The sequence below is a fragment of the Soehngenia sp. genome (assembly GCF_055108775.1).
The window spans coordinates 17193-43262 of sequence record NZ_JBSQIL010000002.1; the positions used below are offsets into that span (position 1 = coordinate 17193).

20 protein-coding genes, 1 pseudogene and 1 riboswitch are annotated in these 26070 nt (G+C 30.7%); of the genes and pseudogenes, 1 reads left to right on the plus strand and 20 read right to left on the minus strand.

Going from position 1 to position 26070, the window contains the following annotated elements:
- Positions 1-8: 8 nt before the first annotated feature.
- The 16 genes and pseudogenes from ACTB1H_RS00545 to ACTB1H_RS00620 form a co-directional block, all read right to left on the minus strand.
- Positions 9-470 carry a CtsR family transcriptional regulator gene (locus tag ACTB1H_RS00545; protein ID WP_463260877.1) on the minus strand — a complete coding sequence of 154 codons (462 nt, stop codon included), beginning with the start codon at positions 468-470 and terminating at the stop codon, positions 9-11.
- A gap of 69 nt (positions 471-539) precedes the next feature.
- A complete protein-coding gene (locus ACTB1H_RS00550; protein ID WP_463260878.1) occupies positions 540-1319 on the minus strand; it encodes a transglutaminase-like domain-containing protein in 780 nt (259 codons plus the stop codon).
- A 13-nt stretch (positions 1320-1332) separates the two neighbouring features.
- Positions 1333-1406: riboswitch (cyclic di-GMP riboswitch) on the minus strand.
- Positions 1407-1524: 118 nt separating this feature from the next.
- Entirely contained in the window at positions 1525-3594 is a 2070-nt protein-coding gene (gene fusA, locus ACTB1H_RS00555) for an elongation factor G (RefSeq protein WP_463260929.1), read from the minus strand.
- Between the two features lie 136 nt (positions 3595-3730).
- A complete protein-coding gene (locus ACTB1H_RS00560; protein ID WP_463260879.1) occupies positions 3731-4213 on the minus strand; it encodes a metallophosphoesterase family protein in 483 nt (160 codons plus the stop codon).
- On the minus strand, positions 4194-4808 hold the full coding sequence (gene rdgB / locus ACTB1H_RS00565; RefSeq protein ID WP_463260880.1) for an RdgB/HAM1 family non-canonical purine NTP pyrophosphatase: 615 nt from the start codon (positions 4806-4808) through the stop codon (positions 4194-4196). The genes ACTB1H_RS00560 and rdgB overlap by 20 nt, the downstream gene beginning before the upstream one ends.
- Positions 4809-4810: 2 nt before the next feature.
- Positions 4811-5545, minus strand: a complete 735-nt coding sequence (gene rph, locus ACTB1H_RS00570; RefSeq protein WP_463260881.1) for a ribonuclease PH — start codon at positions 5543-5545, stop codon at positions 4811-4813.
- 75 nt (positions 5546-5620) lie between these two features.
- Entirely contained in the window at positions 5621-6142 is a 522-nt protein-coding gene (locus tag ACTB1H_RS00575; protein WP_463260882.1) for a DUF2179 domain-containing protein, read from the minus strand.
- Positions 6143-6196: 54 nt separating this feature from the next.
- Complete coding sequence (locus ACTB1H_RS00580; RefSeq protein WP_463260883.1) at positions 6197-8278, minus strand: N-acetylmuramoyl-L-alanine amidase; 2082 nt, start codon at positions 8276-8278, stop codon at positions 6197-6199.
- Positions 8279-8393: 115 nt separating this feature from the next.
- Entirely contained in the window at positions 8394-9389 is a 996-nt protein-coding gene (locus tag ACTB1H_RS00585) for an AIR synthase family protein (protein ID WP_463260884.1), read from the minus strand.
- A 329-nt stretch (positions 9390-9718) separates the two neighbouring features.
- Positions 9719-10318, minus strand: a pseudogene (locus ACTB1H_RS00590) (DsbA family oxidoreductase); the annotation flags it as partial.
- A 129-nt stretch (positions 10319-10447) separates the two neighbouring features.
- A complete protein-coding gene (locus ACTB1H_RS00595) occupies positions 10448-11698 on the minus strand; it encodes a dicarboxylate/amino acid:cation symporter (RefSeq protein ID WP_463260885.1) in 1251 nt (416 codons plus the stop codon).
- 38 nt (positions 11699-11736) lie between these two features.
- Entirely contained in the window at positions 11737-13167 is a 1431-nt protein-coding gene (gatB, locus tag ACTB1H_RS00600) for an Asp-tRNA(Asn)/Glu-tRNA(Gln) amidotransferase subunit GatB (RefSeq protein ID WP_463260886.1), read from the minus strand.
- Positions 13157-14605, minus strand: a complete 1449-nt coding sequence (gene gatA, locus ACTB1H_RS00605; RefSeq protein WP_463260887.1) for an Asp-tRNA(Asn)/Glu-tRNA(Gln) amidotransferase subunit GatA — start codon at positions 14603-14605, stop codon at positions 13157-13159. The genes gatB and gatA overlap by 11 nt, the downstream gene beginning before the upstream one ends.
- A 12-nt stretch (positions 14606-14617) precedes the next feature.
- Complete coding sequence (gatC, locus tag ACTB1H_RS00610; RefSeq protein WP_463260888.1) at positions 14618-14902, minus strand: Asp-tRNA(Asn)/Glu-tRNA(Gln) amidotransferase subunit GatC; 285 nt, start codon at positions 14900-14902, stop codon at positions 14618-14620.
- A complete protein-coding gene (gene ligA, locus ACTB1H_RS00615) occupies positions 14895-16910 on the minus strand; it encodes an NAD-dependent DNA ligase LigA (RefSeq protein ID WP_463260889.1) in 2016 nt (671 codons plus the stop codon). The genes gatC and ligA overlap by 8 nt, the downstream gene beginning before the upstream one ends.
- A gap of 13 nt (positions 16911-16923) precedes the next feature.
- On the minus strand, positions 16924-19143 hold the full coding sequence (locus ACTB1H_RS00620; protein WP_463260890.1) for an ATP-dependent helicase: 2220 nt from the start codon (positions 19141-19143) through the stop codon (positions 16924-16926).
- Between the two features lie 169 nt (positions 19144-19312).
- Between ACTB1H_RS00620 and ACTB1H_RS00625 the strand changes: the two genes are divergently transcribed.
- A complete protein-coding gene (locus ACTB1H_RS00625; RefSeq protein WP_463260891.1) occupies positions 19313-20215 on the plus strand; it encodes a GGDEF domain-containing protein in 903 nt (300 codons plus the stop codon).
- Between the two features lie 25 nt (positions 20216-20240).
- On the opposite strand, the gene ACTB1H_RS00630 is transcribed toward ACTB1H_RS00625, so the two are convergent.
- From ACTB1H_RS00630 to ACTB1H_RS00645, 4 genes are read right to left on the minus strand one after another with little or no spacing between them, the layout of a single operon-like run.
- A complete protein-coding gene (locus ACTB1H_RS00630) occupies positions 20241-21632 on the minus strand; it encodes a glycosyltransferase family 2 protein (protein ID WP_463260892.1) in 1392 nt (463 codons plus the stop codon).
- Positions 21633-21650: 18 nt separating this feature from the next.
- The gene (locus ACTB1H_RS00635; protein ID WP_463260893.1) at positions 21651-22787 is read right to left on the minus strand and encodes a HEAT repeat domain-containing protein; all 1137 of its coding nucleotides are present in this window, start codon (positions 22785-22787) and stop codon (positions 21651-21653) included.
- Positions 22788-22795: 8 nt separating this feature from the next.
- Complete coding sequence (locus ACTB1H_RS00640; RefSeq protein ID WP_463260894.1) at positions 22796-23941, minus strand: response regulator; 1146 nt, start codon at positions 23939-23941, stop codon at positions 22796-22798.
- Positions 23942-23946: 5 nt separating this feature from the next.
- Positions 23947-26070 (minus strand): hypothetical protein, encoded by a 2124-nt coding sequence (locus ACTB1H_RS00645; RefSeq protein ID WP_463260895.1) that lies wholly within the window; start codon positions 26068-26070, stop codon positions 23947-23949.

Below are 26070 nucleotides of genomic sequence, written 5' to 3' on the forward strand. Positions count from 1 at the left end.
TTATCCCTCTATTCAACAAGTATTAGTATAATGTTTTTCAATATATTAGCCCTTAGTCTATTTCTATCTTCCACTTCAACCCCAAAAGCTCTATCACTGGTAGCAGCTTTAATCAAATCTGCCTCTTTTTTAGATATAAGACCCTCTTCATAAAATGTCTTTATTATATCCGCAGCTTTAGACTCTGTAATTGATTCCCCAATTAAGTCATTGATTATATGTTCAAAGTCAAAACCTTGCCTTTCTTTGAAATCAACTTTTACTATCTTTATATACCCACCGCCGCCTCTTTTACTCTCAATATAATATCCTTTATACGGAGTAAATCTTGTGCTTAGTACATAATTTATTTGCGATGGTGCACAATCAAAATAATTCGCTAACTCATTTCTTTGTATTTCGACAACACCATTCATTTCATCGATTAGATTTTTGATAAATTCTTCAATTATATTGCTTAGCCCAGACATAACAGCTACCTCCTTGACTTTGACTTTCTTTGTCTTATGGGATGAAAAATTAAGCCTTTAAAGGCTTAATTAATATTCTCTAACTTTATTGTATTCTGAGTCATCTTTAAACATCGATACTTTCTGTCTCTTATTTACAAATGCACTATCATAAGTAGTATCGATAATTTTCCATTCTCCATCTATAAATACTTCATTCCAAGCATGGTAACTTTTAAGATCATTTTTATAACCCTTTACAAGTTTACATGGTATACCTTCAGATCTCAACATGCTGGCAAATAATGAAGAATAATCATAACAGATGCCTTTTTTAGAGTCTATTGTGGAATTTAAATCTGGAACATAATCATCATTTAAATTCTTTATCTTGGCTCTATCATATTTCATGTTTTTAACAATATATTCATAAACTGCAATAACTTTTTCTTCGTCAGTAGATTTATCTGCTATTACTTCTTTTGTCAAAGCCACAAGCTTCTCATTGTTTTCCCAATCAACTGGCTGTGCAGAAGCAAGAAACGCATCAACTGGTTCTTCAGAAAGATACATATACTTTTTATCGAGGACTCTATATCTATTGCCTTCGATATGTTTTAAAAGTTTTACTTCATAATTTCCTGTGCCTAGTTGCATCGGGAGATATATGGTTGAGTTTGACATGCTGTAGTAGTATTTGTTTTCTCCATGTTGTACAGCAACTCTAACCCCTTGCCCATATTCTGATGATTCAACTTTCATCCGATTATCTAATGCAGTTACACTAAATTGGGATTCTGCCGAAACCACCCCATAAAAGTTAAACATTAAAAATAAGGACAAAAATAAACAAACGAGTCTTTTACACATAGTAAACTCTCCTTTCGGTAGCTGGCTGCCCTTTAAGGCCCTATAGCTTTGCGTCCCTGCTTTTCAACAGGTTTGCCTTTATCGTTTGACAGTTTACAAAACAAAAACTCTTTTGTAATTGTCAACTGTATTATATCACAAATATTAATTTGTAATCAATATTTTTTTAAAAAAATATAAGAGGTGTTAACACCTCTTATATTTATTAGTGATTTTCTTTTTCTCTTTTTGCCTGTTCAATTATTTTTTCAGCTATCATAGATGGAACTTCTTCATATCTTACAAATTCCATTGTGAAACTCCCTCTAGCTTGAGTCATAGCTCTTAAATCAATTGCATATTCAAACATTTCAGCATGAGGGGCTTCTGCTACTATCTTTTGGCTACCATCTGGAAGTTGTTCCATACCTAGTATCCTTCCTCTTCTCTTGTTCATATCACCCATTACATCTCCCATATACTCTTCGGGAATAACTATTTCTACTCTGACAATAGGTTCTAAAAGTACAGGCTTTGCTGCTTCCATACCTTTTTTAAATGCTAATGAAGCAGCTATCTTAAATGCCATTTCATTTGAGTCCACATCATGATAAGATCCATCAAACAATACAGCTTTAATATTTACTACTGGATAACCTGCCAAGACACCGTGTTCCAAAGACTCTCTAATCCCTTTTTCAACTGCCGGCCAGAAGTTTCTCGGCACAGACCCACCAAATATTTCTTCTGCAAACACGAATTCTTCTTCGCATGGTTCAAATCTAATGTGTACATCACCATATTGACCTGCTCCACCAGATTGTTTTTTATGCTTTCCTTGTACAGATGCTGTCCCTTTTATTGTTTCTCTATATGCTATCTTAGGACTTGTTAATACTACATCTACTCCGAAATTTTGTTTTAATTTATCAACTATTACTGAAAGTTGAACATTTCCTTGTCCACCTATCAAAAGTTGTTTTGTTTCAGAGTTTCTTTGTATTACAAAAGTAGGGTCCTCTTCCATTAGTTTAGCTAAAGATGCCGATATCTTTTCTTCATCACCTTTGTTTTTAGGTTCTATAGCCATAAACAATGTTGGTTGAGGATATTCTATTGTATCGTATAACACAGGATTATTTTTGTCGCACAATGTATCCCCTGTCTGAGTAAAATTAAGTTTTGATGTTGCTCCTATATCTCCAGCTAAAATCTCAGTTGCTTCAATCTGATTTTTCCCTCTTAAGAAAAACAGATTCCCTAATTTCTCGCTTTTTTCTTTTGTAGAATTGAAAACTTCAGTTTCCTTGGTTATCTTGCCAGATAACACTTTAAAAATTGAAATTTTTCCTACGAATGGATCGGCAATAGTCTTGAATACAATCGCTGAAAACGGTTCCTTTACATCTATTTTTCTCTCGACTTCTTTATCATTCCATTTCCCTTTTACACTTACTAAATCAGCTGGAGAAGGCAAATATTTAATGATTAAATCCAATAAAAAATCGGCTCCTATTGCTTTTTCAGCTGATCCCAATACTAGAGGTACCAAATCAGCAGATTTAACAGCTAATCTTATGCCCTTTTCGATCTCTTCAGGAGTGAATTCCAATCCATCAAAATATTTTTCCATCAATGTTTCATCAGTTTCAGCAACTTTTTCTATAATCTTTTCTTTTATTTCCTCTATTCTATCCTTTTGCTCATCAGTTAGAGGAATTTCTTTCCTTGTTTTACCAGAATATTCGTATGCCTTTTCTTCTATTACGTTTACAAATCCTTTGAAACTTTCAGCTTCACCGATTGGGAATGCAAAAGGTATGATTTTTTCCCCGAATTTTGTCTGTAATTCTTCCATCACTTTATCGAAATTTATATTTTCTTTATCCATTTTGTTTAAAAAAATAAGTCTAGGGGTTTGATATTTTTCAACATTCTTCCATGCTTTTTCTGTACCTACTTCTATGCCAGAAGACGCATCTACTAAGACTATTGAACTTTCGGAAGCCCTTTTGGCCCCATACATCTCTCCGATAAAATCAAAATATCCAGGTGTATCCAATATATTTATTTTTACATTATTCCATTCTACTGGAATAACAGAGGTTGCTATCGAAACTTTTCTAGCTATCTCTTGCTTATCAAAATCTGAAATTGTGTTTCCTTCTGTTACTTTTCCTTGTCTAGTGGTTACTCCTGCTTGGAATAAGAAAGCTTCTGTCAATGTTGTTTTACCATTGCTACTATGCCCCAATAAAGATACATTTCTAATTTTGTCTGTTGAATACGATTTCAACATGCATTCCCCCTAACTAGAATTTTATAAATTAAATATTTATCAAAATAGTTCCACGCTTTTAAATTATAACACGAATTTTCTAATTAATCAAAATATAATTTAAAAGAGTTTTCAAAAAATTTTGCATATACTCTCATTTTGTTATATATCTAATGTCAGCCCATAAATGATCCTTTGTAATATCTACTACAGAAAAAGTTTTCTTAAATTCTCCTCCCCTAGGATAAGTAGGGCTTCCAGGGTTTAAAAATAGGATATCTTCTATTTTGTCAATAAATGGTATGTGTGTATGTCCAAAGAATACAGCTTGAGCATTTTCTTTCTTTGCTTGATTTTCCAACTCTCTTAATCCCATCTTTACGCCTTCTTTATGTCCATGTACCAACAAAATTTTATGCCCTAATAATTCAATTAATAATTTATCTGGATAATCAGCATAAAAATCTCCATTGCCTCGAACTATATATTTTTCATTAATCTTTAATCTGTTAGCTATCTCTTCACCATCTTCAACATTATCTCCCAAGAAAAATATGCAATCAAATTTTTCTTTATTTACAGTTTTAATAAGAGGTGAAATTTTTCTATGAGTGTCACTAATTACTAATATTTTCATAATCTTCACCAAGTATCTCTTCCAAAATTTCTTTTAAATTTTCTAAAGCTTTTCTTCTATGACTTATCCTATTTTTAGTGTCTAGATCCATTTCCCCAAAAGTTTTATCAAATCCTTCTGGCTGAAAAACTGGATCATATCCAAATCCGCTTTCTCCCCTAGGGGTTGCAACTATCTTTCCATAGCATCTCCCAGAAGCTGTATACTCTTTTTTATCTTCGGTGATCAAAGAAATTACTGTTTCAAAATATGCTTTACTCTCTTTGCCGTTTAGTTTTTTCAAAAGCAATTCTACATTTTTTTTATCATTACCATCTTCTCCTGCATATCGTGCTGAATATATACCAGGTTCTCCGCAAAGATCTTCTACAAACAGCCCAGTATCGTCTGCAACTACTATCCAATCAATTTGTTTTGCTATCTCTCTAGCTTTTTTGAAACTATTTTCCAAAAGAGTATCACCATCTTCTTCTACTACTAAGTTTTTTAGCCCTACTTCATTTTTTGATAAGATCTCAAGGGGCAATCCCTTAAGTATTTCTTTGATTTCATTAACTTTGTTTTGATTGTCGGAAGCTATTACTAGTTTTCTCATATTCATTCCCCTATATATGAATTTATTTCCCCAAAAATTGATTTCTCTAACTCTATAATTTGATTATTCCCTTTTGAAGCTAAATCTAATAAAATATTTAGTTCTTCTCTAGAAAATGGTTTATGCTCACCTGTCCCTTGGATCTCAACAAATTCTCCCTTTCCTGTCATTACTACATTCATATCGACTAGTGCTTTGGAATCTTCTTCAAAACATAAATCCAATACAGGTCCCTCTTTTATAATTCCTACGCTAACTGCAGCTAAGTAGTCCTTTATCGGAAGTTTATTCCCTTTATCCTTGAATTGTTTATATAAAGCATCTACCATAGCAATATATGCTCCTGTGATTGAAGCTGTCCTTGTTCCTCCATCTGCTTGAATTACATCGCAGTCGATCCAAATAGTTCTTTCTCCAAGTGCTTTTAAATCTATTACATTTCTTAAAGACCTTCCAATGAGCCTTTGGATTTCTTGATTTCTTCCATCAATTTTGCCCTTTACAGAGTCTCTTACTTTCCTCACAGAAGTACTAGCTGGCAACATTGCATATTCGCTCGTTATCCACCCAGTTCCGGTGTTTTTTAAAAAGAAAGGTACTTTTTCTTCAATCATGGCTGTACATATTACTTTTGTATTCCCTACTTCTATCATAACTGAACCATATGGATGCATTAAATAATCCCTAGTTATTTTAATGTTTCTTAATTCATCATAATCTCTGTTGTCAATTCTCAATTAAATCTCCCCTATTCTTATAGATTATTAAAAAAAACAGTTAGTATGTTAAAAAATAAATCTCCTTTAGGAGATTTATTTTTTAACAGCATTAAAGTATCCACCTCTTATTGGACTAATGTTATTTATTGTCAAAAATGCATTTTTATCAATGCTCTCAACTATTTTTCTAAGTTTTGTTAAATCTTTTCTGTTTAATACCACATTGAAAATTTCTCTACTTCCTTTTAGTCCTTCTCCTACGATAACCGTAACCCCAAATCCATTTTCTCTCAAAGCTTTAAGTAATTCTTCTTTTTTATCAACCCCTGGGATTATTTGAGCAAAAAGATTTCCTAAAGCTATCCTATTTTCAAGAATTATACCAACATAATTTCCAGTAGCAAATCCTAAGCAATATGCAAGTAAATTTAATGGGTTATCCAAGCTGGTAACAACTCTACCAAGAATTGTGACATATATTCCAACCTCAAAAAATCCAATTGCAGCAGCTTGCACTTTCCTTCCTTGAACTACCATCAAAGTTCTAATAGTAGCTAATGAGACATCAAGTACTCTAGCAAAAAAAATAATAGCATAACCTAAAAAAGCTTCCAATTTCTTTATATCTCCTTTCAATAAATAAGGGAAGGTATCCCTTCCCTTATCATTTTAATACTGTTTAAAATATTCTTCAACCCCATTTGCAATTCCTAAAGCTACTTTCTCCTGAAACGAGTTATCAACTAATCTTTGGGCATCATCTGGATTCGATAAAAAAGCAGTCTCTATAAGTATTGCTGGCATATTAGTAAGCCTTAGCACTACTAAATCTGATCTTTTCTTTATTCCTCTAGAATTTATCCCAGTAGAACTTATTATTGAGTCGTGTATTGTTTTTGCAAGAGGATATTGGTCAGTTGATTTATTTGAACTTTCTGTAGCTGGACAATATAGCACTTCCAAACCGTTTACCGAGTTAGAAAGTGTAGAATTAGCATGAATGCTTATAAATAAATCTGCATTTATATCATTTGCAATCTTGGGTCTTTCATACAAGTCAACGAATACATCATTTCTTCTAGTCATGATGACGTTATAACCTCTTTGTTTTAATAAAGATTCAAGTTTTAAAGCGATCGATAAATTTATATCCTTTTCTTTATCCCCAAATACAGAAATAGCACCCGGGTCTTTCCCACCATGCCCAGCATCTATTACAATCGTTTTTGTTGATGGGTTCAAAGGAGTTGTATTTTCAGATATTGCGTTGATTTTATAATATGGACTACTTTCTTCTCTATTATATATAATTTTCTTATTCAAATTTATAATCAATATAGATGTATTTGCTGTCTTTTCTATTTCAATAGTACTTATAAAGTTATCATTTATATTATATTTACCAATTGGAATATCTATTAAAGTATTATCAAATGAAATTATCAATTGGTTGTTTTGAGCAATATAATCAGTTATTACTAGATTATTTGGAATCCCTGGGATACTAAGATCAAATGAAGTTTGATTGCTAGTATAAGAAACATAATTAAATAAAGTGTTTTCAGGAACTATGTATAGTTCATCCCCACTCTTAATAATATCGACTTTAGGATTAACTCCAGAATTTATGTCTAAAACAACTCTAACTATCTTTTCATTTTGACTATTGTTGGTATCAGATGTAAACTGTGAAACTCTGACAGAGTTAACAAATCCAAATTTATAGTTATATATTTGGGAAGAATTTCCCAATAAAGTTGCATCTTTAATATCTACCACAAAACGAGTTGGATTGTTTAATGTAAAGCTATTGAATTCATTCCCATTTACTCCTTTTATGACTACTGCTTCTTTTCCGTCCATAAAACCCATGCTAATATTTGATATATTATTGACAGTTGCTTTAGGTGTATTTGGATTAAAAGAAAATATTAGTGTTTTTCCATCAGGAGTTTTTTCAACAACCTCTTTCCCTTCTGAGTTCATAATAATTGTCATTTTAATTTCATAGGGATTTGGAGGTAGCGATGATTGTTCAGCTACAACCTTATTAATCAATGTGCCTCCAATATCATTCTCATAGATAAGTTGATTGTTCCCCATTATATTTAATTTAGCATTTTTGAACACTAAATTATAAACCTTTTGATTTGAATCATAATTTAATTGATATTCTAATTCCTTATCACTATCAATTGCTAATTTATGGTTTCCATTTGAGTCAAAAACAGTTCTAATGTTTGTTATAGAAGCTATTATTGATGTATTAATTTGTGCAGTGTAATTGTTTTGATCCCATAATACTTCATATCCTAACACCTCAGATATGAATCTAACCGGTACCATTGTTCTTCCATCAGGCTTTCCATCAATATTATAAGTAACTAATTTGGGGACAGAGTTTTTGTCTAGAATTCTTTCAACCCCATTTACTAATACTTTATTACTATCAACCGTCAAGATAACTTCTGTTGGCCCATTAACTACAGTAACTTTTTTGGTGTCAGCTTCCCATCCAACAGTCGCTCCAAAACTCTCAGCTACAAATCTTAAAGGGACTAGAGTCCTATCTCCTAGTATAAATGAAGGAACTTTAGAATCTAATTCATTCCCATCCACAAGGACTGAAACTTGTCTAACTTTAGTGCTATTCCCATCAATTCCTACAGTGAAAAATTCACTGGCATATGCATTTTTACTCATAATTATAAAAAACATTATAAATAATAATGATATTAGTTTCTTGTTCATTTTAAAGCTCCTTCCTCAAAATTTCTAGTTACGAATATCCTTCCTTTAAAATAATATATATCACTTTAGAAAAATGGTTTCAAGCAATTTGAGAATTTGTAATGATAATGTAACATCAAAATATGAGTTTTAGAGCTTTATATAATTCGTCACTTTTGGGGGATTCTATTGGTTCTTTAATTCCATTGTTTACGAAAAATACTCCTCTATCAACTACTTCACCAATACATGAAGCAAATATATTTTCTTCATTTAGTTTAGAAAGTAATATGTCAAATTTGTTTCTTGGAACTATCATTAACATGCTCCCGCTTGATATCAATTTATATGGATTTATATCAAACCAATCACACAGTTTCTTTGTAACATCAAGTAACGGACATTTGTTTTCATAAGCTAAAAGTCCTTTGCTTGTCGCTATAGAAGCCTCCCATAAAGCACCAAATAATCCCCCTTCAGTTATATCATGCATATAAAGTGCACCATTTTTTATTCCAATAGCACCTTCTTTTGTTACAGAAATGTTATTTATCAATTTCTTAGAATGTATTACTTCATCTTCATTTAATATTTTAAAGGCTTTATCTCCTAGCTCATTTACCAATATATTTGTGCCCTCCATTCCTAACCATTTTGTTACTATTATTTTATCACCTTCCCTAATTTGAGAATAATCAGGGAGATATTTTCTATTCAACTTGGCTAGAACTGTAGCATTAACTATTACTCTATTTACAGCATCAGTTATCTCAGTGTGTCCTCCAATTATTTCTACTTTTTCTTCTTTAGCAGTATCAGAAATATCTTTCATTATATTTTCTATGATATCAATAGATGTACCTTCTGGGCATAGTAAAGTTATCAAAATAGCTACTGCCTCTGCTCCTTTTGTGGCAGCATCGTTTAATGATACATACACTGCGAGTTTTCCTAAATTCTTAGTTGCACCTGTTATAGGATCCGTGCTCACAACACAATAATTATCCCCAAAATCAATTATTCCAGTATCTTCCCCTATTTTTGAACCTACTAAGATTTCTTTTCGCTTATATTTAATGTTTTCTATTATGATTTTTTCTAACATTTCATTTGATAATTTACCTATTTCCAATAGTTTTTCCCCCTTAAGCTAATTGTATTGCCATAATATATTATACACTTTAAATAAAAAAAAAGAGCTAGAAAATCTAGCTCTAAATTTTAAATATCTGTATCAATTTACTCAGTTCATTAGATAATTCTTTCAATTTATCTGCATATTCCAAGAAGTTGCTTGTTAGTGCTGTAACTTCTTAAGTGCTTCTGATTTATCTGTTTTTTATTATTATCTTTTGATTTTTTAATTCTCATAGTTTAACTCTCCTTAAACATAATCACTATTTATATATCGTTACTTTTTTTTTTGTTTTAAGTGATTATTTTTAAAAGGAGCATCTTCAACTATAAAATATCTTCTTCATTAACAACTTTTAAGAATTGTTGCTTCAAATATTCTTTTTTCTGAGCACCAGAAATTAGATATCTTTCATTTAAAACTAAACTTGGAACTGCTGTTATCCCCCATTCTCTAGCTAGTTTTAAATCCTTTTCAACTAATTTTATAGTGTTTTCATCTGAGATTAACTGTTTAAACTTATCTTCATCTAGTCCAATATCTCTTGCACACATTAGCTGGACGTCTTCTTGTGTTATATCTAAGCATTCAGTCAAATGAGCTTTTTGAATTCTGTCAAAATAATCCCAATGAGCTTCTTCTCCACCCATTATCGCTGCAGCTTCACATGCTATAAGTCCTGGCATAGAATATGGATAATCATGTGTTCGTGTAGCCATTAATTCATAATTGATGTTTTTTTCATCAGAATTCTCATTTGCTGCTTTCCAATGGTTTAATATCTCTTTCTTTGCCCTTTCTTTGTCACCAAACATCTGTGCTAGATTTATTTTTTCTTTTGCTAAAGCAAAACTATGATGATATATCTCGATTTCTATGCCTTCTTCCATAAATTCATTTCTTAATTGCCTCAACCTAGGCGATAGTGCATAGCACCAAGCTCATAATACATCATGAAAAAAATCTATTTTTAATTTCTTCATAAATCTAATCCTCCTTTTTAATATTTATACCCATGCTGGGTAGACATAAAAAGAGAAGTTGAAAACAACTTCTCATGAATTAAATATTTCTTCATTAAATTCTTTTTCTTGTTTAGCTATAATAGCAGTACATACTGCATCTCCTGTAACATTTAGTGTTGTTCTTCCCATGTCTATTATTCTGTCTATTCCCATGATAAGTCCAATACCCTCTAGTGGTAGTCCTACAGATTGAAGCACCATTGATAACATGATAGTCCCCGCTCCAGGTACTCCTGCTGTGCCAATTGATGCTAATGTAGCAGTTAAAACTACTGTTAATATTGCGGATAATGATAAATCCACACCATATACTTGAGCTACAAAGAAAGCAGCTACACCTTGCATGATTGCTGTACCATCCATATTGATGGTCGCTCCTAGTGGTATAGTAAATGAAGCTATATCCTTTGATACTCCGATACTATTCTCACATATGTCAAGTGAAAATGGTATTGTAGCAGAACTACTAGCTGTGGAGAATGCCACAAACATAGCAGGGGAAAACTTCTTCAAGAATTTACTAACATTTATTTTCCCTAATCCTTTTAAAAGCAATCCATATACTACAAGCATATGTATTACAAGGCCTAGGTATACTACTAAGATAAATTTTAATAAAGGTATCATCGCTGTGTATCCCACAGTTGAAAAAGTCCTTGCGATAAGACCAAATACTCCAAATGGTGCAAATAGCATTACAATCTCAACTAGCTTCATCACAAGCTCATTCAGTTGTTCAAATAGTTTCAATACAATATTTACTCTATCTCCTAATAGCGAGAGGGCTACTCCTGTTAATAACGCAAATACTATTATTTGCAGCATATTGCCATTAGCCATAGCAGAAATCACATTGTTTGGAATCATTTCATAGAGAACTTGGACAAGAGGTATCTTTTCGGCTATTGTTACTTCAACAGAAGAAATACTCCCCATATTTAAACCATATCCCGGTTTTAAAATATAACCTAATAACAAAGCTAATGATACAGCAAATGCTGTTGTTGTAAGATAAAAAATAATCGTCTTTGTCCCAACTCTACCTAATTTTTTGATATCTCCCATGTTCGCAGCCCCATTTACTAATGATACGAACACCAATGGAATGACTACCATCATTATTGCTCTTAAGAAAACCTGACCTAAAAACAGAAAAATTCCATTGATTAAAACTGTTTCTTTGAATGCTGAATCAGGTAATTGGTACACAATTATTCCTACTATTAGTCCAAATGCTAATGATATTAAAATTTTAGCTGTTAAACTTCTTTTTTTAGTCATATTAGCCCTCCCCTTGTTTTAATATGATTTATAAAAGTTTAGTTCTCATTTATCTTATCTATTAACATTTTATTAGCAGTATTAGGATTTGCTTTACCTTTAGTTTTTTTCATAATTTGCCCCATTAAGTATCCAAGCGCTCTATCTTTTCCATTCTTAAAATCTTCAACTGACTGTTGATTATCTTTTATTACTTCATCAATCACTCTAGAAAGTTCTTCTTCATCATTAATTTGTATAAGCCCTTGTTTATCAATTATATTTTTAGCACTTTCTCCGGTTTCTAGCATTTCTCTTAAAACTTTTTTTGCAGTATTATTATTAACTTTTCCAGATTTGACATAATCTAATAATTCTGCTAATGCTTTTGGTGTTAAATTAAGTTGAGATAATTCTTTATCTTCTTCTTTTAATCGTCTTAATACATCTGTCATTACCCAATTAGCAGCTAATTTTGCGTCATTTACAAGGTCTGTTAGTTCTTCATAAAAGAAAGATAGTTCTTTTGATTGAGTAAGTATAGATGCATCATATTCATTAAGTTTATAATCTTTCATAAATCTTCTTTTCTTTTGATCAGGTAATTCTGGCATGGCAGTTCTTATTTCGTTTATCCATTCTTCTTTTATTTCTATCGGCGTCAGATCAGCCTCGAACTGGTATCTATAATCTGAGGCTTGAAATTTTTTTCTCATCAAAATAGTTTCTCCAGTAAGTTCATTAAACCTTCTGGTTTCTTTGTCTGTATTGCTGCCATTTTCAAGTGCTTCAATATGCCTTTTTTGCTCATATTCTATAGCTTTAACTACAGATTTAAAAGAATTTAAATTTTTTATCTCAGAAATATTTGTCCTAATATTTCTCTCTTCATCAATTACATTTATATTTACATCACACCTGAGAGATCCTTCTTCCATCTTTACATCTGAAACGCCTAAATATTTGATAGTATTTTTAAGTTTTTCTAGAAATAGCCTAGCTTCCTCTGATGAATTAATATCTGGTTTAGTTACTATCTCTATTAGAGGAACTCCGCTTCTATTAAAATCCAGTAGAGTTGTCCCATTTTCAGTATGAATCTGCTTTCCTGTATCTTCTTCAATATGAATTCTCTCAAGCCTAATTTTCTTTGGCCCTTCATCTAAATCTATTTCAAGGAATCCTCCTTTACAAAGTGGAAAATCTGATTGAGATATTTGATAACCTTTTGTTAAGTCAGGATAAAAATAGCTTTTTCTATCCATAATTATCGTTTTTTCAATTTCACAGTTAAATGCCAAACCTGCCATTATAGCATATTCAACTGCTTCTTTATCCATAACTGGCAAAGCTCCTGGTAGACCTAAACACACAGGGCAAACATTTGTATTTGGCATCGCTCCAAATTCATTTTTGCAATTGCAAAACATCTTCCTTTCAGTCATCAATTCCACATGAATTTCTAAACCAACCAGTGTTTTATAGCTCATCATTAGCACTCCTTTCGTAACCATAAGCAGCTGTAAATAATGTCTTTTCATTAAATCTATTTGCTGTAATCTGCAATCCAACTGGCAATGAGTCAACTTCTCCCATCGGAACACTAATAGCACATAATCCAGCTAAGTTAACAGGCACTGTGTATGTATCAGCCTTGTACATATCCACAGGAGAGTTAATTACTGAGTCAAATGGAAACGGTAAAATTGGAGATGTAATAGATAATATAACATCGTAATCTTTAAAAATTCTGTCATAGTCATTTTTTATCAGAGTTCTTATTTTCAATGCCTTTTTATAATGTTCATCTTTATATCCCTGAGATAGTGCATATGTTCCCATCATTATTCTTCTTTTAGTCTCTTCACCAAATCCTTCAGTTCTAGAGTTTATATATAACTCATCAAGTGTTTTATATTCAAATGCCCTATGTCCATATCTAATTCCATCAAATCTTGATAAATTTGTGCTAACTTCTGCAGTTGATATCAAATAGTAAGTTTCTAGAGCATATTTTAAATATGGCAAAGAAACATATTCAATCTTTGCACCATTTCTTTCAAAAACTCTAATACTGTTCTCAAAAACAACTCTGATCTTTTCATCACCTTTTACCCTAAGTTCATCATATTCCTTAGGTAGTGCAATTTTTAGACCTTTAAGAGATACTTCATCGAAGTTTAATTCTTCTAGTTTTGCCCTCTTTGATGATGTTGCATCATGTGGATCAAACCCTGCAATGCTCTTTAGTGCTAAATATGCATCTTTTACATCTTTCCCAAACACACCTACTTGATCTAATGAATTAGACATCGGAACAACTCCAAACCTTGAAACAAGTCCATAAGTTGGCTTAATCCCAACTACACCACAGTAGCTTGCAGGTTGTCTTATCGATCCTCCTGTGTCAGTTCCTAAAGAAAGTGCTGCCTCATTTGCTGCTATTGCTGCTGCCGAACCACCTGATGAGCCTCCTGGTACTATAGATTTATTTCTAGGATTTCTAGTAATACCAAAATATGAGGTTTCTGTGGATCCTCCCATTGCAAATTCATCCATGTTAGTTTTACCTATTATTATTCCATCTTCTTTTTTAATTTTTTCAACTACAGTTGCATTATATGGAGGTATATATTTTTCTAGCATCTTTGAAGCACAAGTTGTCCTTAAATTTTTGGTCATTATATTGTCTTTTATAGCAACAGGTAACCCTGCCAAAATTCCAATTTCTATGCCTTGAGCAATTTTTTTGTCTACCTTTTTAGCTTCATCTAGAGCTCTATCTGCATCAATTGTAATAAATGCATTTATCTCGTCTTCAACTTCATCTATCTTTTCTAAAAATTGTTCAGTAACTTCATAAGAAGATATTTCTTTATTCAAAATTTTTTCTCTTATTTCCCAGGCTTTTAAATTTGTAATATCCATTGTTCCACCCCTTTATTCAACTACTTTCAATATTTTAAAGTATCCGTATTCTGACTCAGTCGTATTTTTGAGGACTTCTTCTCTATCTAGTGTCTGTTCTTCTTCTAACTCTTTGAAAAATCCATTTTCTTCGCTAATCCCGTAACAAGGCTCTATACCTTCGGTATCAACTTTATTTATGTTATGCACAAAATCTAAAACCAATGAAAACTTTTCAGTAAATGCTTCTAGTTCATCTTCTCCAAATTTTAACTTGGCTATCTCAGCAATGTTTTTAACTTCTTCTTTGCTAATCATTAGACTCTCTCCTTTCTAAATACTCTTCTATAATTTTTTTAATTTCCTCTTCATTTAAAATATTTATCCCCAATGACTGTGCTTTGTCTAACTTGCTACCTGGGTCACTACCTACAATCAAATAATCGGTTTTATTGCTTACAGAATTATTTACCTCACAACCCATCTCTTTTAAAATTTCAGATAACTCTGATCTCTTAAAGCTCTCAAAACTTCCTGTGATTACTACTTTTTTCCCAGACAATATAGTTTCTTTCTTGTTTTCTTCTAATTCTTGTATTTCTATGCCTTTTTTTAAAAGATTATATAGGCTTGTTTTTATTTTGTCATCATTAAAAAATTCTATTATGTTTCTTGCAACCACATCTCCTATATCTTTTATACTTATCAATTCTTCATAATTAGCTTTCATTAACCTGTCTAGTGATTTAAAATTAAGTGCTAGGTCTCTTGCGGTCTTTATGCCAACATTAGTTATTCCTAGGGCATAAATAAAAGAGTCAAGTTTTACCTTTTTGCTTTTTTCGATTGCATTTAAAAGTTTTTTTGCTTTCTTTTCTTTAAAACCTTCTAATTTCAACAAATCATCAATAGTCACATCATATATTTGAGATAATTCTGTAATACCTAATTTATCAACAAACATCTGTGCAGTTTTTTCACTAAATCCATCTATGTTCATCGCATCTCTTGATGCAAAATGAACTAATCTTGATACAAGCTGTGGTTTACACGAAATCGAATTAGGGCAAAAAATATGAACTCCGTTTTGAATAAGTTCACTTCCACATGCCGGACAATGTGTTGGCTTAACAATCTCTTGAGTAGGTTCATCTGTAGGTAAACTACCTAGAATTTCAGGGATTACATCATTTGATCGTCTAACAAGCACCCTTCCACCTATCTTGACTTTTTTCCTTTGAATATCATCATAGTTATTTAATGTTGCTCGTTTTACTGTTACTCCACCTATTTCAACAGGTTCTAATATGGCTGTAGGTGTTACTTTAGCACTCCTTCCTACATTCCACTCAACCGCAATTACTTTTGTACTTATTTCTTCAGCTTCAAACTTATATGCAACTGCCCATCTTGGAAATTTGTTTGTGTTGCCAAGTATTTCTCGAGTTCTTAAATCGTTAATCTTTATAACCATTCCATCGGTTAATATATCTAGGGTCTTTCTGTGCTCTTTTTGAAATTCAATTTCTTTAATTAATTCATCTATATCTGAATATAGTTTAATATAATCAAATACTGGAATTTTATTATCTCTTATAAATTCTATCATTTCCATATGGGTGTTGAATTTATGTCTTTCTATATATCCAACATTGTAAAATAGGGCTTTTAATTTTCTTCTTTTTGTTTCATTTATATCTAGGTTTCTTAATGCTCCTGCAGCTGCATTTCTAGCATTTTTTAACGGTTCTGGTGCTGTTTTATTATACTCTTCTAATGCACTAAGAGGCATTACAGCTTCGCCTTGGACTTCAAATTTATATTTATATTTGACCCTTAAAGGTATAGATCTGATAGTTTTTACTTGAGGTAGAATGACTTCACCAACAACTCCATTGCCTCTAGTGGCAGCTTGTATGAGATTTCCGTTGTCATATGTTAAATTTATAGTAAGACCATCAAATTTATATTCAAGTACATAAGTTGGCAAAGGCAATTTTTCTAAATTGTTCTTATTATAATCGTTTATGGTCTGTTCAATTTTTTTAGCCCAATTTCTCAGCTCATCATAACTATTAACTTTATCTAGACTCCATAGCTTGGAAATATGATTGTGTTTTTGAAAGCCTTCTAAAATTTCTGAACCAATTCTTTGTGTAGGAGAATAAGGCAAAATAAATCCTGTCTCATTTTCTAATCTAACTAATTCATCATAAAGCTCATCGTATTCTTTATCACTTACTTTTGGCTCATCCAGGGTATAGTAATGATAATTCAAGTCCTCTATTATTTCAATCAGCTCTTTTATTCTATTAATTTGATCCATGAAATTAACCCTCCTATAATATTGTTATAGGTGCCACTGAGTAAAGTAAAGTTTTTACCCCGCCTTGATCAAAAGCTACAGTGATTTTCTTGTCATTTCCATCGTCTTTTATCATCACAATCATGCCTATTCCAAATTTGGGATGCTTGACTTTCATGCCTATTTCAATATTAACATTGTTGTTTTTTTGATTAATTTTTGTATTTTGATAGTTTATTTTAGGAGTGTAATGGTCTTTTGTATAGTCTATGAATTCAACCAGCTTATCTCTAGATTGAGTTTCTTTTTCTAATTTTCTATTTGATGTTCTTTCATCGATTTCTAAATAATTTTCCATTTCATTAATAAATCTAGATTGTATCGTATAGTTTGTATTGCCATAAAGTGTTCTTCTTTTAGCACTTGTGATAAATAGTTTTTCCTTAGCTCTAGTTATTGCAACATAGCATAATCTTCTTTCTTCTTCAAGTTCTTCTTCACTATCTAAACTTCTAGATATAGGAAATAGTCCTTCTTCCATTCCTACTAGAAACACAACTTTAAATTCTAGTCCTTTTGCGCTATGAACTGTCATTAGTGACACAGCATTTTCTTGATCATTTGTCTTATCTACATCTGATAATAATGAAATAGAAGCTAGAAAGTCTTCTAGAGAGCCTGTTTTGTTTTTGTTTTCAAAGTTTAGCGCTACTGACAAGAAATCTTTTATATTTTCTAGCCTAGTCCTCGCTTCAACAGTATTTTCCTTTTCTAGCTCTTCAATATATCCAATCGAATTAATCACTTCATCTATAAAATCCTTTACTCCAAGCAACTCTTTTTTTGCAATCAAGATGTTAATTTGTTGTAAAAAATTTTCTATTGATTTTACTGTCCTTTGTGTGATGTTTTCTCTTACTAAATTCTTATCTAACAATACTTGATAAATGGATTCATTTGATTTATTTGCTAGTTCCTCTAATGTTTTTATGCTAGCTTCTCCAATACCTCTTTTTGGAACGTTTATAATCCTTTTTAAGGATATATTGTCATTAGGATTTTGTATAAACTTAAGATAAGAAATAATATCTTTTATTTCCTTCCTATCATAAAATTTCAATCCCCCAACAACTTTATATGGAATTTCCTCTGACATAAAAGCCTCTTCAAACGGTCTTGACTGTACATTAGTCCGATATAATATTGCAATTTCATTAAGTTTATATCCTTTATATAGCAAATTATGAATTTTATTTGCCACAAAATATGCTTCTTCTTCTGAATACTCTAATTCAGCATAAAAAACTTTCTCTCCATCGCTTTTATCGGTCCAAAGATCTTTATGCTTTCTGTAATTATTGTTCTTTATAACTTCGTTAGCTACCTTTAATATGTTTTTTGTTGATCTGTAGTTTTGTTCTAGGAGTATTACTTTAGCCCTATCAAAATCTTTCTCGAAATCCAATATATTCGATATATCAGCATTTCTCCAAGAATAAATAGCCTGGTCAGAATCCCCAACTACACAAATATTGTTTTCTTTTGTGCTTAATAGTCTTACAAATTGATATTGAATTTTATTTGTATCTTGATATTCATCTACAAATATGAATTTAAATTTGTTTTGGTAATATTTTCTTATATTGGCATCACTACTTAATAATTCCACAGCCTTGATCAATAAATCATCAAAATCAAGAGAATTATATTCCTTTAATTTTCTTTGATACAATCCATATACTTCTCCTATATTTCTTTCTCTAAAATCCCTGTAATTCTCATTTATATATTCATCTGGAGTAATATTTGAACTCTTTAAACTGCTAATCTTTGCTAATATTGAACTTTCTTTATATGTCTCCTTACTAAGATTTATCTCTTTCATGCATTCTCTTATAAGTGTTAATTGGTCATCCCTGTCATAAATAGTAAAATTTGAACTGTACCCCAATTTATCTATATCTTTTCTTAATATCCTTACACAGATTGAATGAAAAGTTCCAATCCACATTGACAATACATCTACATCTATCAACTTTTCTACTCTTTCACTCATTTCAGAGGCAGCTTTGTTGGTAAAAGTTATTGCTAAAATTTCTGAAGGTCTAGCCAATCTTTTATCGATAATATATGCGATTTTGTGAGTTATTACTTTGGTTTTCCCACTCCCTGCACCAGCCATGATAAGTAACGGCCCCTCGTTATATAAAACAGCCTCTTTTTGATTATCATTAAGTCCGTCTAAATAATTCATATCTTCACCATCCCAATTAATCTAACAATAATTATATAGCATTCTAAATTTATTTTCCAATGAAAGTTCTGCTAGATAAATAATGTAAGTTAACATAATATTAAAATATTTTTATATTGTAATTATTACAACTATTTAGTATAATTTGTCTAATAGGGAGGAGATTTAATTGTCAAAACTTTTGAATATAGAATCATTAATGGATACTGTAGATACCTTATCTAGCATCTATGATGCAATAAGGATTATTAACCCTGTGACGAAGGAAATATATTATTTTAAGTCTGATAACTCAGAGAAGATGTTAGATGATGTGAAGTGCTATAGCTACTGGGAAAAAAATAATGTATGTCAAAATTGTGTTTCAATGAAATCATATAATTCCGAGACTACTTGTGTTAAAATTGAACAAAAAAGTGATACAGTATTTATTGTAATGGCAGTGCCTATATGGATAAATAATGATAAGCTTGTTGTCGAATTCATCAAGGATTCTTCTAATTCTTTCACGATAAAAGACCTTGAAAACGATATAAAAATTGACCTACTAAATAGTGCTGATGAATTAAACAATAAAGCATCTCTAGATTTTCTCACTGGGGCTTATAACAGAATTTATATTCAAAATACTCTTCCTTCGGACATATATAAATCTGCAATAAATAATTCTCCTATTTCGGTAATAATGGCTGATTTAGATAATTTTAAAAATATAAATGATTCTTTTGGACATTTAGTTGGAGACGAAGTTTTGAAATCTTTTACAAATCTAGTGAAAATTCATATTAGAGAAAATGACTGGATAGCTAGATTTGGTGGAGATGAATTCATAATAGTGCTAAATAATACAAATTTAGAAAATGCATATAAAGTTGCCGAAAGGATAAGAACAAATTTAGAAAATACTAAAATAACTTATAACGATATACAAATCCAAATAACTGCGAGTTTTGGAGTTTATGAAATAGAAGAAGATGAGGTAAAAGATGATTATCATAAAGCTATTGAAAAAGCAGATTTAGAGTTATTAAAAGCAAAGAAAAAAGGTAAAAATATAGTAAAAATGACTTAAAAAAATTGAGAGGATTTTAATCCTCTCAATTAAATTTTGTTCTTCTTATAGAGCCCCATTTGTTTTTTAGTGAATTGTATCTAAATAACCCTTCTGTTCTATATAATGTCATTAGCTGCCTAAATCCAAAATTCTCTAAAATTGCAAAAATCGATAAAATTAAAATCTGCTTTATAGAAGGATATTTATTAAATGTATATTCCTCCAATAGTAATGCTCCTAAAGATAATATTATTCCATAAAGTATCGATGCACTAAAAAAGAGCACTAAGTATTTAATATTTAATAGGCCAATAAAGTATGAAATTGGTATTAATATATACCCTAATGTTTCTACTAGTGGCCCTAACATCTCAAAAATCCAATAATAAGGTAAAGTAAATAGTCCTATTTGCTTGTATTTTGGATTAAGCAACATGCTTTTATATGAAAACAAGCTCTGCATTAAACCAACTTGCCATCTTCTCCTTTGAGTCCTTAAGCCCTTTAAATTTTCTGGTGCTTGAGTCCAGCATACTGGATCCGGGATATATTTAACCCTTAGATTTAATTTATTATCCATGGAATATTTATGGATTTTTAGAACTAACTCCATATCTTCACCAATAGTATGAGCATACCCTCCCACTTTTACCAAAATATCCTTTCTAAAAACTCCGAAAGCACCAGATATTATCAAAACTGAATTGATAGCATCCCAGCCTACTCTGCCTATTAGAAAAGCCCTAAGATATTCTATTATTTGAAATCTCGCTAGTTTGCTTTTGGGTATATTTACATTTACTACTCTTCCATCTACAATCTTTGAGCCATTCGCTATTCTTACTATGCCGCCGACAGCTGCTGTATTCTTATCTTCAATAAAAGGCATAACTACCCTTACAAGTGCATCTGATTCTAAAATAGAATCAGCATCTATAGAGGCAACTATAGGATAACTAGATATATTTACTCCAGCATTTAATGCGTCAGCTTTCCCACCATTTTCTTTATCTATGACAATCAAATTTGAATATTTTTTGCTTTCATAAATACCTCTTACTTTCTTGGTCTCTACTCTTTTATGGATGGGTTTGTTGATTTTTTCTAACTCAAAATGTCTTTTCAAATCTTCTAAGGTGTTATCCTTAGAACCATCATTAATGACTACAACTTCAAACATAGGGTATTTTAATGCTAAAAGCGAGTCAACATTGTTAACAATAGTATTTTCTTCATTATATGCAGCAACTAGAATCGAAATTGGTATCATGTTGTCCGAAACTATATAATTTTTATAGTCTGAGTACTTGATTTTCTCAATATATTCATATAAATTAAATATTGCAAATATCAATTGAATGAAATAAATAAAGTTGATTATAAATACATAAAATATAATAAAAAAGTTAAATCCCAAAACAAAATTAGTTATCATAAGCAATTTCTCCCACTGTTATTCATTTTCAATATAATCTGTTATTAATTTAGTGAGCTTAGGTTCTGATGTTTTTTTATCATACTCTACAAGTTCATTCCAAGAGTAAGCAGTTTCAATTGCATTTATTATAATATCTTTTGCAAACTTGTCATCACCTTGAAGTATTTCTTTAGCAGATTCTAATCCTCCATCTAAATGTATTATAGAATTTGCTGCATTTCTTCTGACATAATAATTTTCATCTTTCAACAACCCTACTAATGCCTCTATTGCTTTTTTATCGTTTATCTGACCCAAAACCTTAGCACATGTTGCCCTTAATTCCCAAGAATCACTATCTAAAAGTTTTATGATGTCATCTAGATATCTATTATCACCAATGTTGCCAAAAGCTCTAACTGCAGCTATTTTCTTTTCATTGTTTTTGTCATTTAAGAATTTGTATATTTCATCAAGCAATTTTGAATCTCTAAAATTTCCAGCAGATTTTATGAAAACTGTTGAGACAAAGTCTTTGTCCGATTTCATCAATTCTAAATATACCTTGCTTTTATCTCCCTTAAAGCTATCTGCTATTTCTATCAAACTTCTTTCACTTAAGATGATATTCTCATCAATCATGTTAAATGCTTTTATGAAGTATTCTTCATCTCCTATGTTTGAAATTGCTTTTAAGCTTGAATATATTTGTTCAGGATTGGAGCTATTTAGCATTTTCAATATCGGTTCTAAGCCCTTTTTGCTTCTAAGTTCCCCTAAATTCTTAATTGCTAAGATCCTATCATTTACATTTCTAGTATTGAGCTTTTTTATTTGATAATCTACTAGTCCTATTTCTTCAGATAAATTGATTATGCTTTGAAGAAATGTTCCTCGAAAACTTTCAATATAATGAATAAACTTCTTTGTTAAAATTTGCGCAGTTAGTTCATCGTTTAACAAGGACTTTAATGCATAAATTTCATCATCGTTTATTTCTTGTTGTTCTATTTTTGAAATTATGTTATCTAATAGTTGTTCTATAGCCGATTCATTTTTAATAATTGCCCTGTTCCTCCTTTTTTCTTTAACCCTTTCATAAAAAAGATAAAGATACAGAGATATTATCAAGATAGAAAATATAATTATTGAGTATATAATCACAAATTCCATATTCTCACCTATTCCAATAATTTTTCCAATCTCGCATCCAATTCAATTGGTGAGAAAGGTTTGTAAATATAATCAACTGCACCTAATTTCAACAATCTATTTACACTTGATTCATTCTTTTGACTGCTTAATATAATAACAGGAATATTCAATTCTAATTCTTTTAGTCTTAACAAAAAATCATCTGCATTCATATTTTTTGTGTAAAATTCTGTTATGATAACACCATAAGAATCTTTATCCAAAACTTTCAATGCTTCTGCTAAATCGTCAAATTCTAAAACATCATAACCCTTATTTAAATACCTTGCCTTTAAAATACTTCTTATTATTTTATCTTCATCTATCAATATAATCCTTCTATTATATGAATTGTTTAACTCGATAATTATGTCATTGTTTAGAATCTCTTCTTCTTCAAAATTATAATGTGCTACTGGGAGAGTCTCTCCATTTATTTTTATTATTTTAAATTTTAATTCGATATTTTCTGTTGATTTATTTTCTGAATTAAATCTCGAAATTACTTCCTTTAAATTCTTTGTAAAATTATTTAAATCTAAGTTAATATAAAATGAAGCAAATGAATCTATATCTACTCTATAATTAAAAAGAGCTTTTGTGGTATAGTCATATATATACATCATTTTAATGATGCTTTCGTAGATTTGGTTTATTATTGTTTTAGAATCAGCATAATCCTTTTTTGAGATGAATTTCGTAATCATTAAATATTTATTTTTAATGTTTGCTGACTTTATTTGCAAAAATCCTGATAAAAAACTTTCTCCTATTTCCTTTTTATATATGTTTTCTTTAAAGGAATATATGTTAGCCTTCGTTTGCTTTAGTAGTTTGACTAAATTAACAATCTCATAAATATTATCTTTCTTCAAAATAAAAAAATCATTTTTCTCAACATCATCACATAAATTTTCTTCATTAGATATATATATCTTTGGTAGATTTGTTTTTATTTTCTCTTTTGAAAACAATGTAAAATCATCTACTATAAGCGCTAAAGGGTCAAACAAAGATATGAATTTAGAAATATTGCTATCAACAAAAACACTTTCTACATTTAGTTTTGATAGTTTTTCGATTATGCTTTCATCTGTTTCATTTCTAAACAAAAATAAAATATAATCTCTCATCTCATTCACTCCAATTTACTAAAAGCATCTTGAACAATGTAATAGGACTTCTTTAATCTCTCATGATAAGTAGGCATATCCCAATTATCATAAGTATAATCAAATATATCTGTTCTTTTTTTAGAAAAATCTCTTTCTAATATAAATTGAAACGATATCTTGTCTATATTATTCCCATTTATACCCTCTTTATATAAGTTCGAAATAATTTCTTTTTTAGAAGGATCCATAAAATTTAACAACATCCAAGGTATTCTCAATTCTATAACATCATCCTTGATATAAAAATCTGATAAAGAATCGAAATTATAATCATTTGGGTTGCCAATACCATGTCTTAACTTTCCAGTTTCATATTTTTGCATAGGTAAATAAATTTCATCTTCTGGCAAAAATAGTGGTCTGTTTAATGCCAGAAATATTTTGTTAAAATATCCAGAGTTTCTGTTTTCTAATTGTATTTTTCTTTCTTCAAACCCTAAGTTATGTGCATAAACAAAATAGTAAGTGTCATAGTAAGAGTCTACGAGAACCCTTGAATTATCTTTTCCGTCTATAATAACTAGAAAGTCAGCGAACATGTCAAAATCAATCCCAAAGTCTATCGCTCTTCTATTGCCTTGGTTTTTTATAGTATCAATTCCAATAAAAAGTTTATCATTATTTTCATCGAATTTATTAATTAATATCTTAAGATAAATGTATCTTTCATCGCTATGAACAGAATAATTTAATTCTTCATCACCATATGAATTTATTCCTTCCCAATCTGTTAAGTCTCCATCATTGTAAATTATGCTTTCTTCTGTGCCTGGCTCAAATGTTAATAATCCAAACATCTGCTCATTTGTTTGAATGTTTGACCAGAATGCCCTTCTTTCTGGATTATCAAAGTCCATAGTATTCCAAGTTCTCTTGAACCATTCGTCTTGCCAGTTAAATATAAGTGCTCCAGCATATCCAGACTTGTTGATGTCATCAAGCATATCTACTAAAAATTCCCCCTGTTTTGTTTCTTCTACAAATCCTTGATTATATCCAGTGTATATATTTTCATGTGCCATACCTCTAGAGCTTGGTATACCAAATTCTGCTACTACTATTGGCATAGAGTGAACCTTAATTAAATCTTCGAGATATGCTCGATATGGATTTATTTTCCCCTTTTCATCCACATAATTAATGTATTCTTTTTGATAATTCATAAAATCAGGATAATATGGATATATATGACATGAAGCAAACATACCAGGCAAAAATGTGTCTTTCCATTTGATATGTTCTACATTAACACTTACCATATCTTCTGTCTCCAATGGTTCGTTTGGATGTTTGATAGGATCGGTAGTAGGCCAATTGCTCAAAGCTACTGGACGTTGTTTATTGTATTTAGTTGTTTCATATGAAATAGTTTCATCTGCTAATTCGCATAGAAAAGCCTCAAATGGAGACGCTGTTTCTGTGTAAAGAAAATCACCAGAATAAAAATTCTTTGATGAATTTTTCTCATTAGTTTCAATAACAAATTGAGGGTCCCATTCAATACCCAATATATACCCTATAACATAATTTGATATATCACTTTGATAAATACCATATGCCTTGCCATTTTGAAATGGAATATTAGCATTTCCATTAATCACATCTACCAATGTTTTGGCTTCGTCGATAGTTTCGTTTTTTAATTTTGGATTGAAAGCATCCATATAATTTGATATATCTTCTTCATTAATCCAAAGTCCATGAATTAAATATAGTGGTTTGTCTCTGCCTTTGTTAAATTCGAGAAATGCCTCGTAAAATTCTGGCATCAAAATAGTATATACTCTGATGGTGTTAGCATTCATATCTGAAATTTGCTCAAACCACTTTTTATAATCTTCTTTTGTTATTCCAAATTCACCAGGATAATATCCAGGCTTTGCAGCACCTAAGTTTACTCCTTTAATAAAGAATTTGTTAAAATCCCCATTCTCATATACATAAAAATACTTATCGTCTACTTTGGAGACAAATCTTACTCCATCCTTTTCAAAACTTCTAGAAAGGTCCATAGTGTGTAATATTAAAATATATACTGGGTAAGCCAATATAAGCAAAATAATCACTACGATAAAATATCTCTTCAT

Excerpts from the sequence above, each read along its gene's own strand:
- ACTB1H_RS00550 (WP_463260878.1), bottom strand. The coding sequence starts at position 1,319 with ATGTGTAAAAGACTCGTTTGTTTATTTTTGTCCTTATTTTTAATGTTT.
- ACTB1H_RS00620 (WP_463260890.1), bottom strand. The coding sequence starts at position 19,143 with ATGAATTATTTAGACGGACTTAATGATAATCAAAAAGAGGCTGTTTTA.
- gatB (WP_463260886.1), bottom strand. The coding sequence starts at position 13,167 with ATGAGCTATAAAACACTGGTTGGTTTAGAAATTCATGTGGAATTGATG.
- ACTB1H_RS00635 (WP_463260893.1), bottom strand. The coding sequence starts at position 22,787 with ATGGAATTTGTGATTATATACTCAATAATTATATTTTCTATCTTGATA.
- gatC (WP_463260888.1), bottom strand. The coding sequence starts at position 14,902 with ATGATTAGCAAAGAAGAAGTTAAAAACATTGCTGAGATAGCCAAGTTA.
- ACTB1H_RS00580 (WP_463260883.1), bottom strand. The coding sequence starts at position 8,278 with ATGAACAAGAAACTAATATCATTATTATTTATAATGTTTTTTATAATT.
- ACTB1H_RS00545 (WP_463260877.1), bottom strand. The coding sequence starts at position 470 with ATGTCTGGGCTAAGCAATATAATTGAAGAATTTATCAAAAATCTAATC.
- ligA (WP_463260889.1), bottom strand. The coding sequence starts at position 16,910 with ATGGATCAAATTAATAGAATAAAAGAGCTGATTGAAATAATAGAGGAC.
- rdgB (WP_463260880.1), bottom strand. The coding sequence starts at position 4,808 with ATGAGAAAACTAGTAATAGCTTCCGACAATCAAAACAAAGTTAATGAA.
- ACTB1H_RS00595 (WP_463260885.1), bottom strand. The coding sequence starts at position 11,698 with ATGACTAAAAAAAGAAGTTTAACAGCTAAAATTTTAATATCATTAGCA.
- ACTB1H_RS00630 (WP_463260892.1), bottom strand. The coding sequence starts at position 21,632 with ATGATAACTAATTTTGTTTTGGGATTTAACTTTTTTATTATATTTTAT.
- ACTB1H_RS00640 (WP_463260894.1), bottom strand. The coding sequence starts at position 23,941 with ATGAGAGATTATATTTTATTTTTGTTTAGAAATGAAACAGATGAAAGC.
- ACTB1H_RS00645 (WP_463260895.1), bottom strand. The coding sequence starts at position 26,070 with ATGAAGAGATATTTTATCGTAGTGATTATTTTGCTTATATTGGCTTAC.
- ACTB1H_RS00560 (WP_463260879.1), bottom strand. The coding sequence starts at position 4,213 with ATGAAAATATTAGTAATTAGTGACACTCATAGAAAAATTTCACCTCTT.
- gatA (WP_463260887.1), bottom strand. The coding sequence starts at position 14,605 with ATGGATATTACAAATTTAAAAGCCTGGGAAATAAGAGAAAAAATTTTG.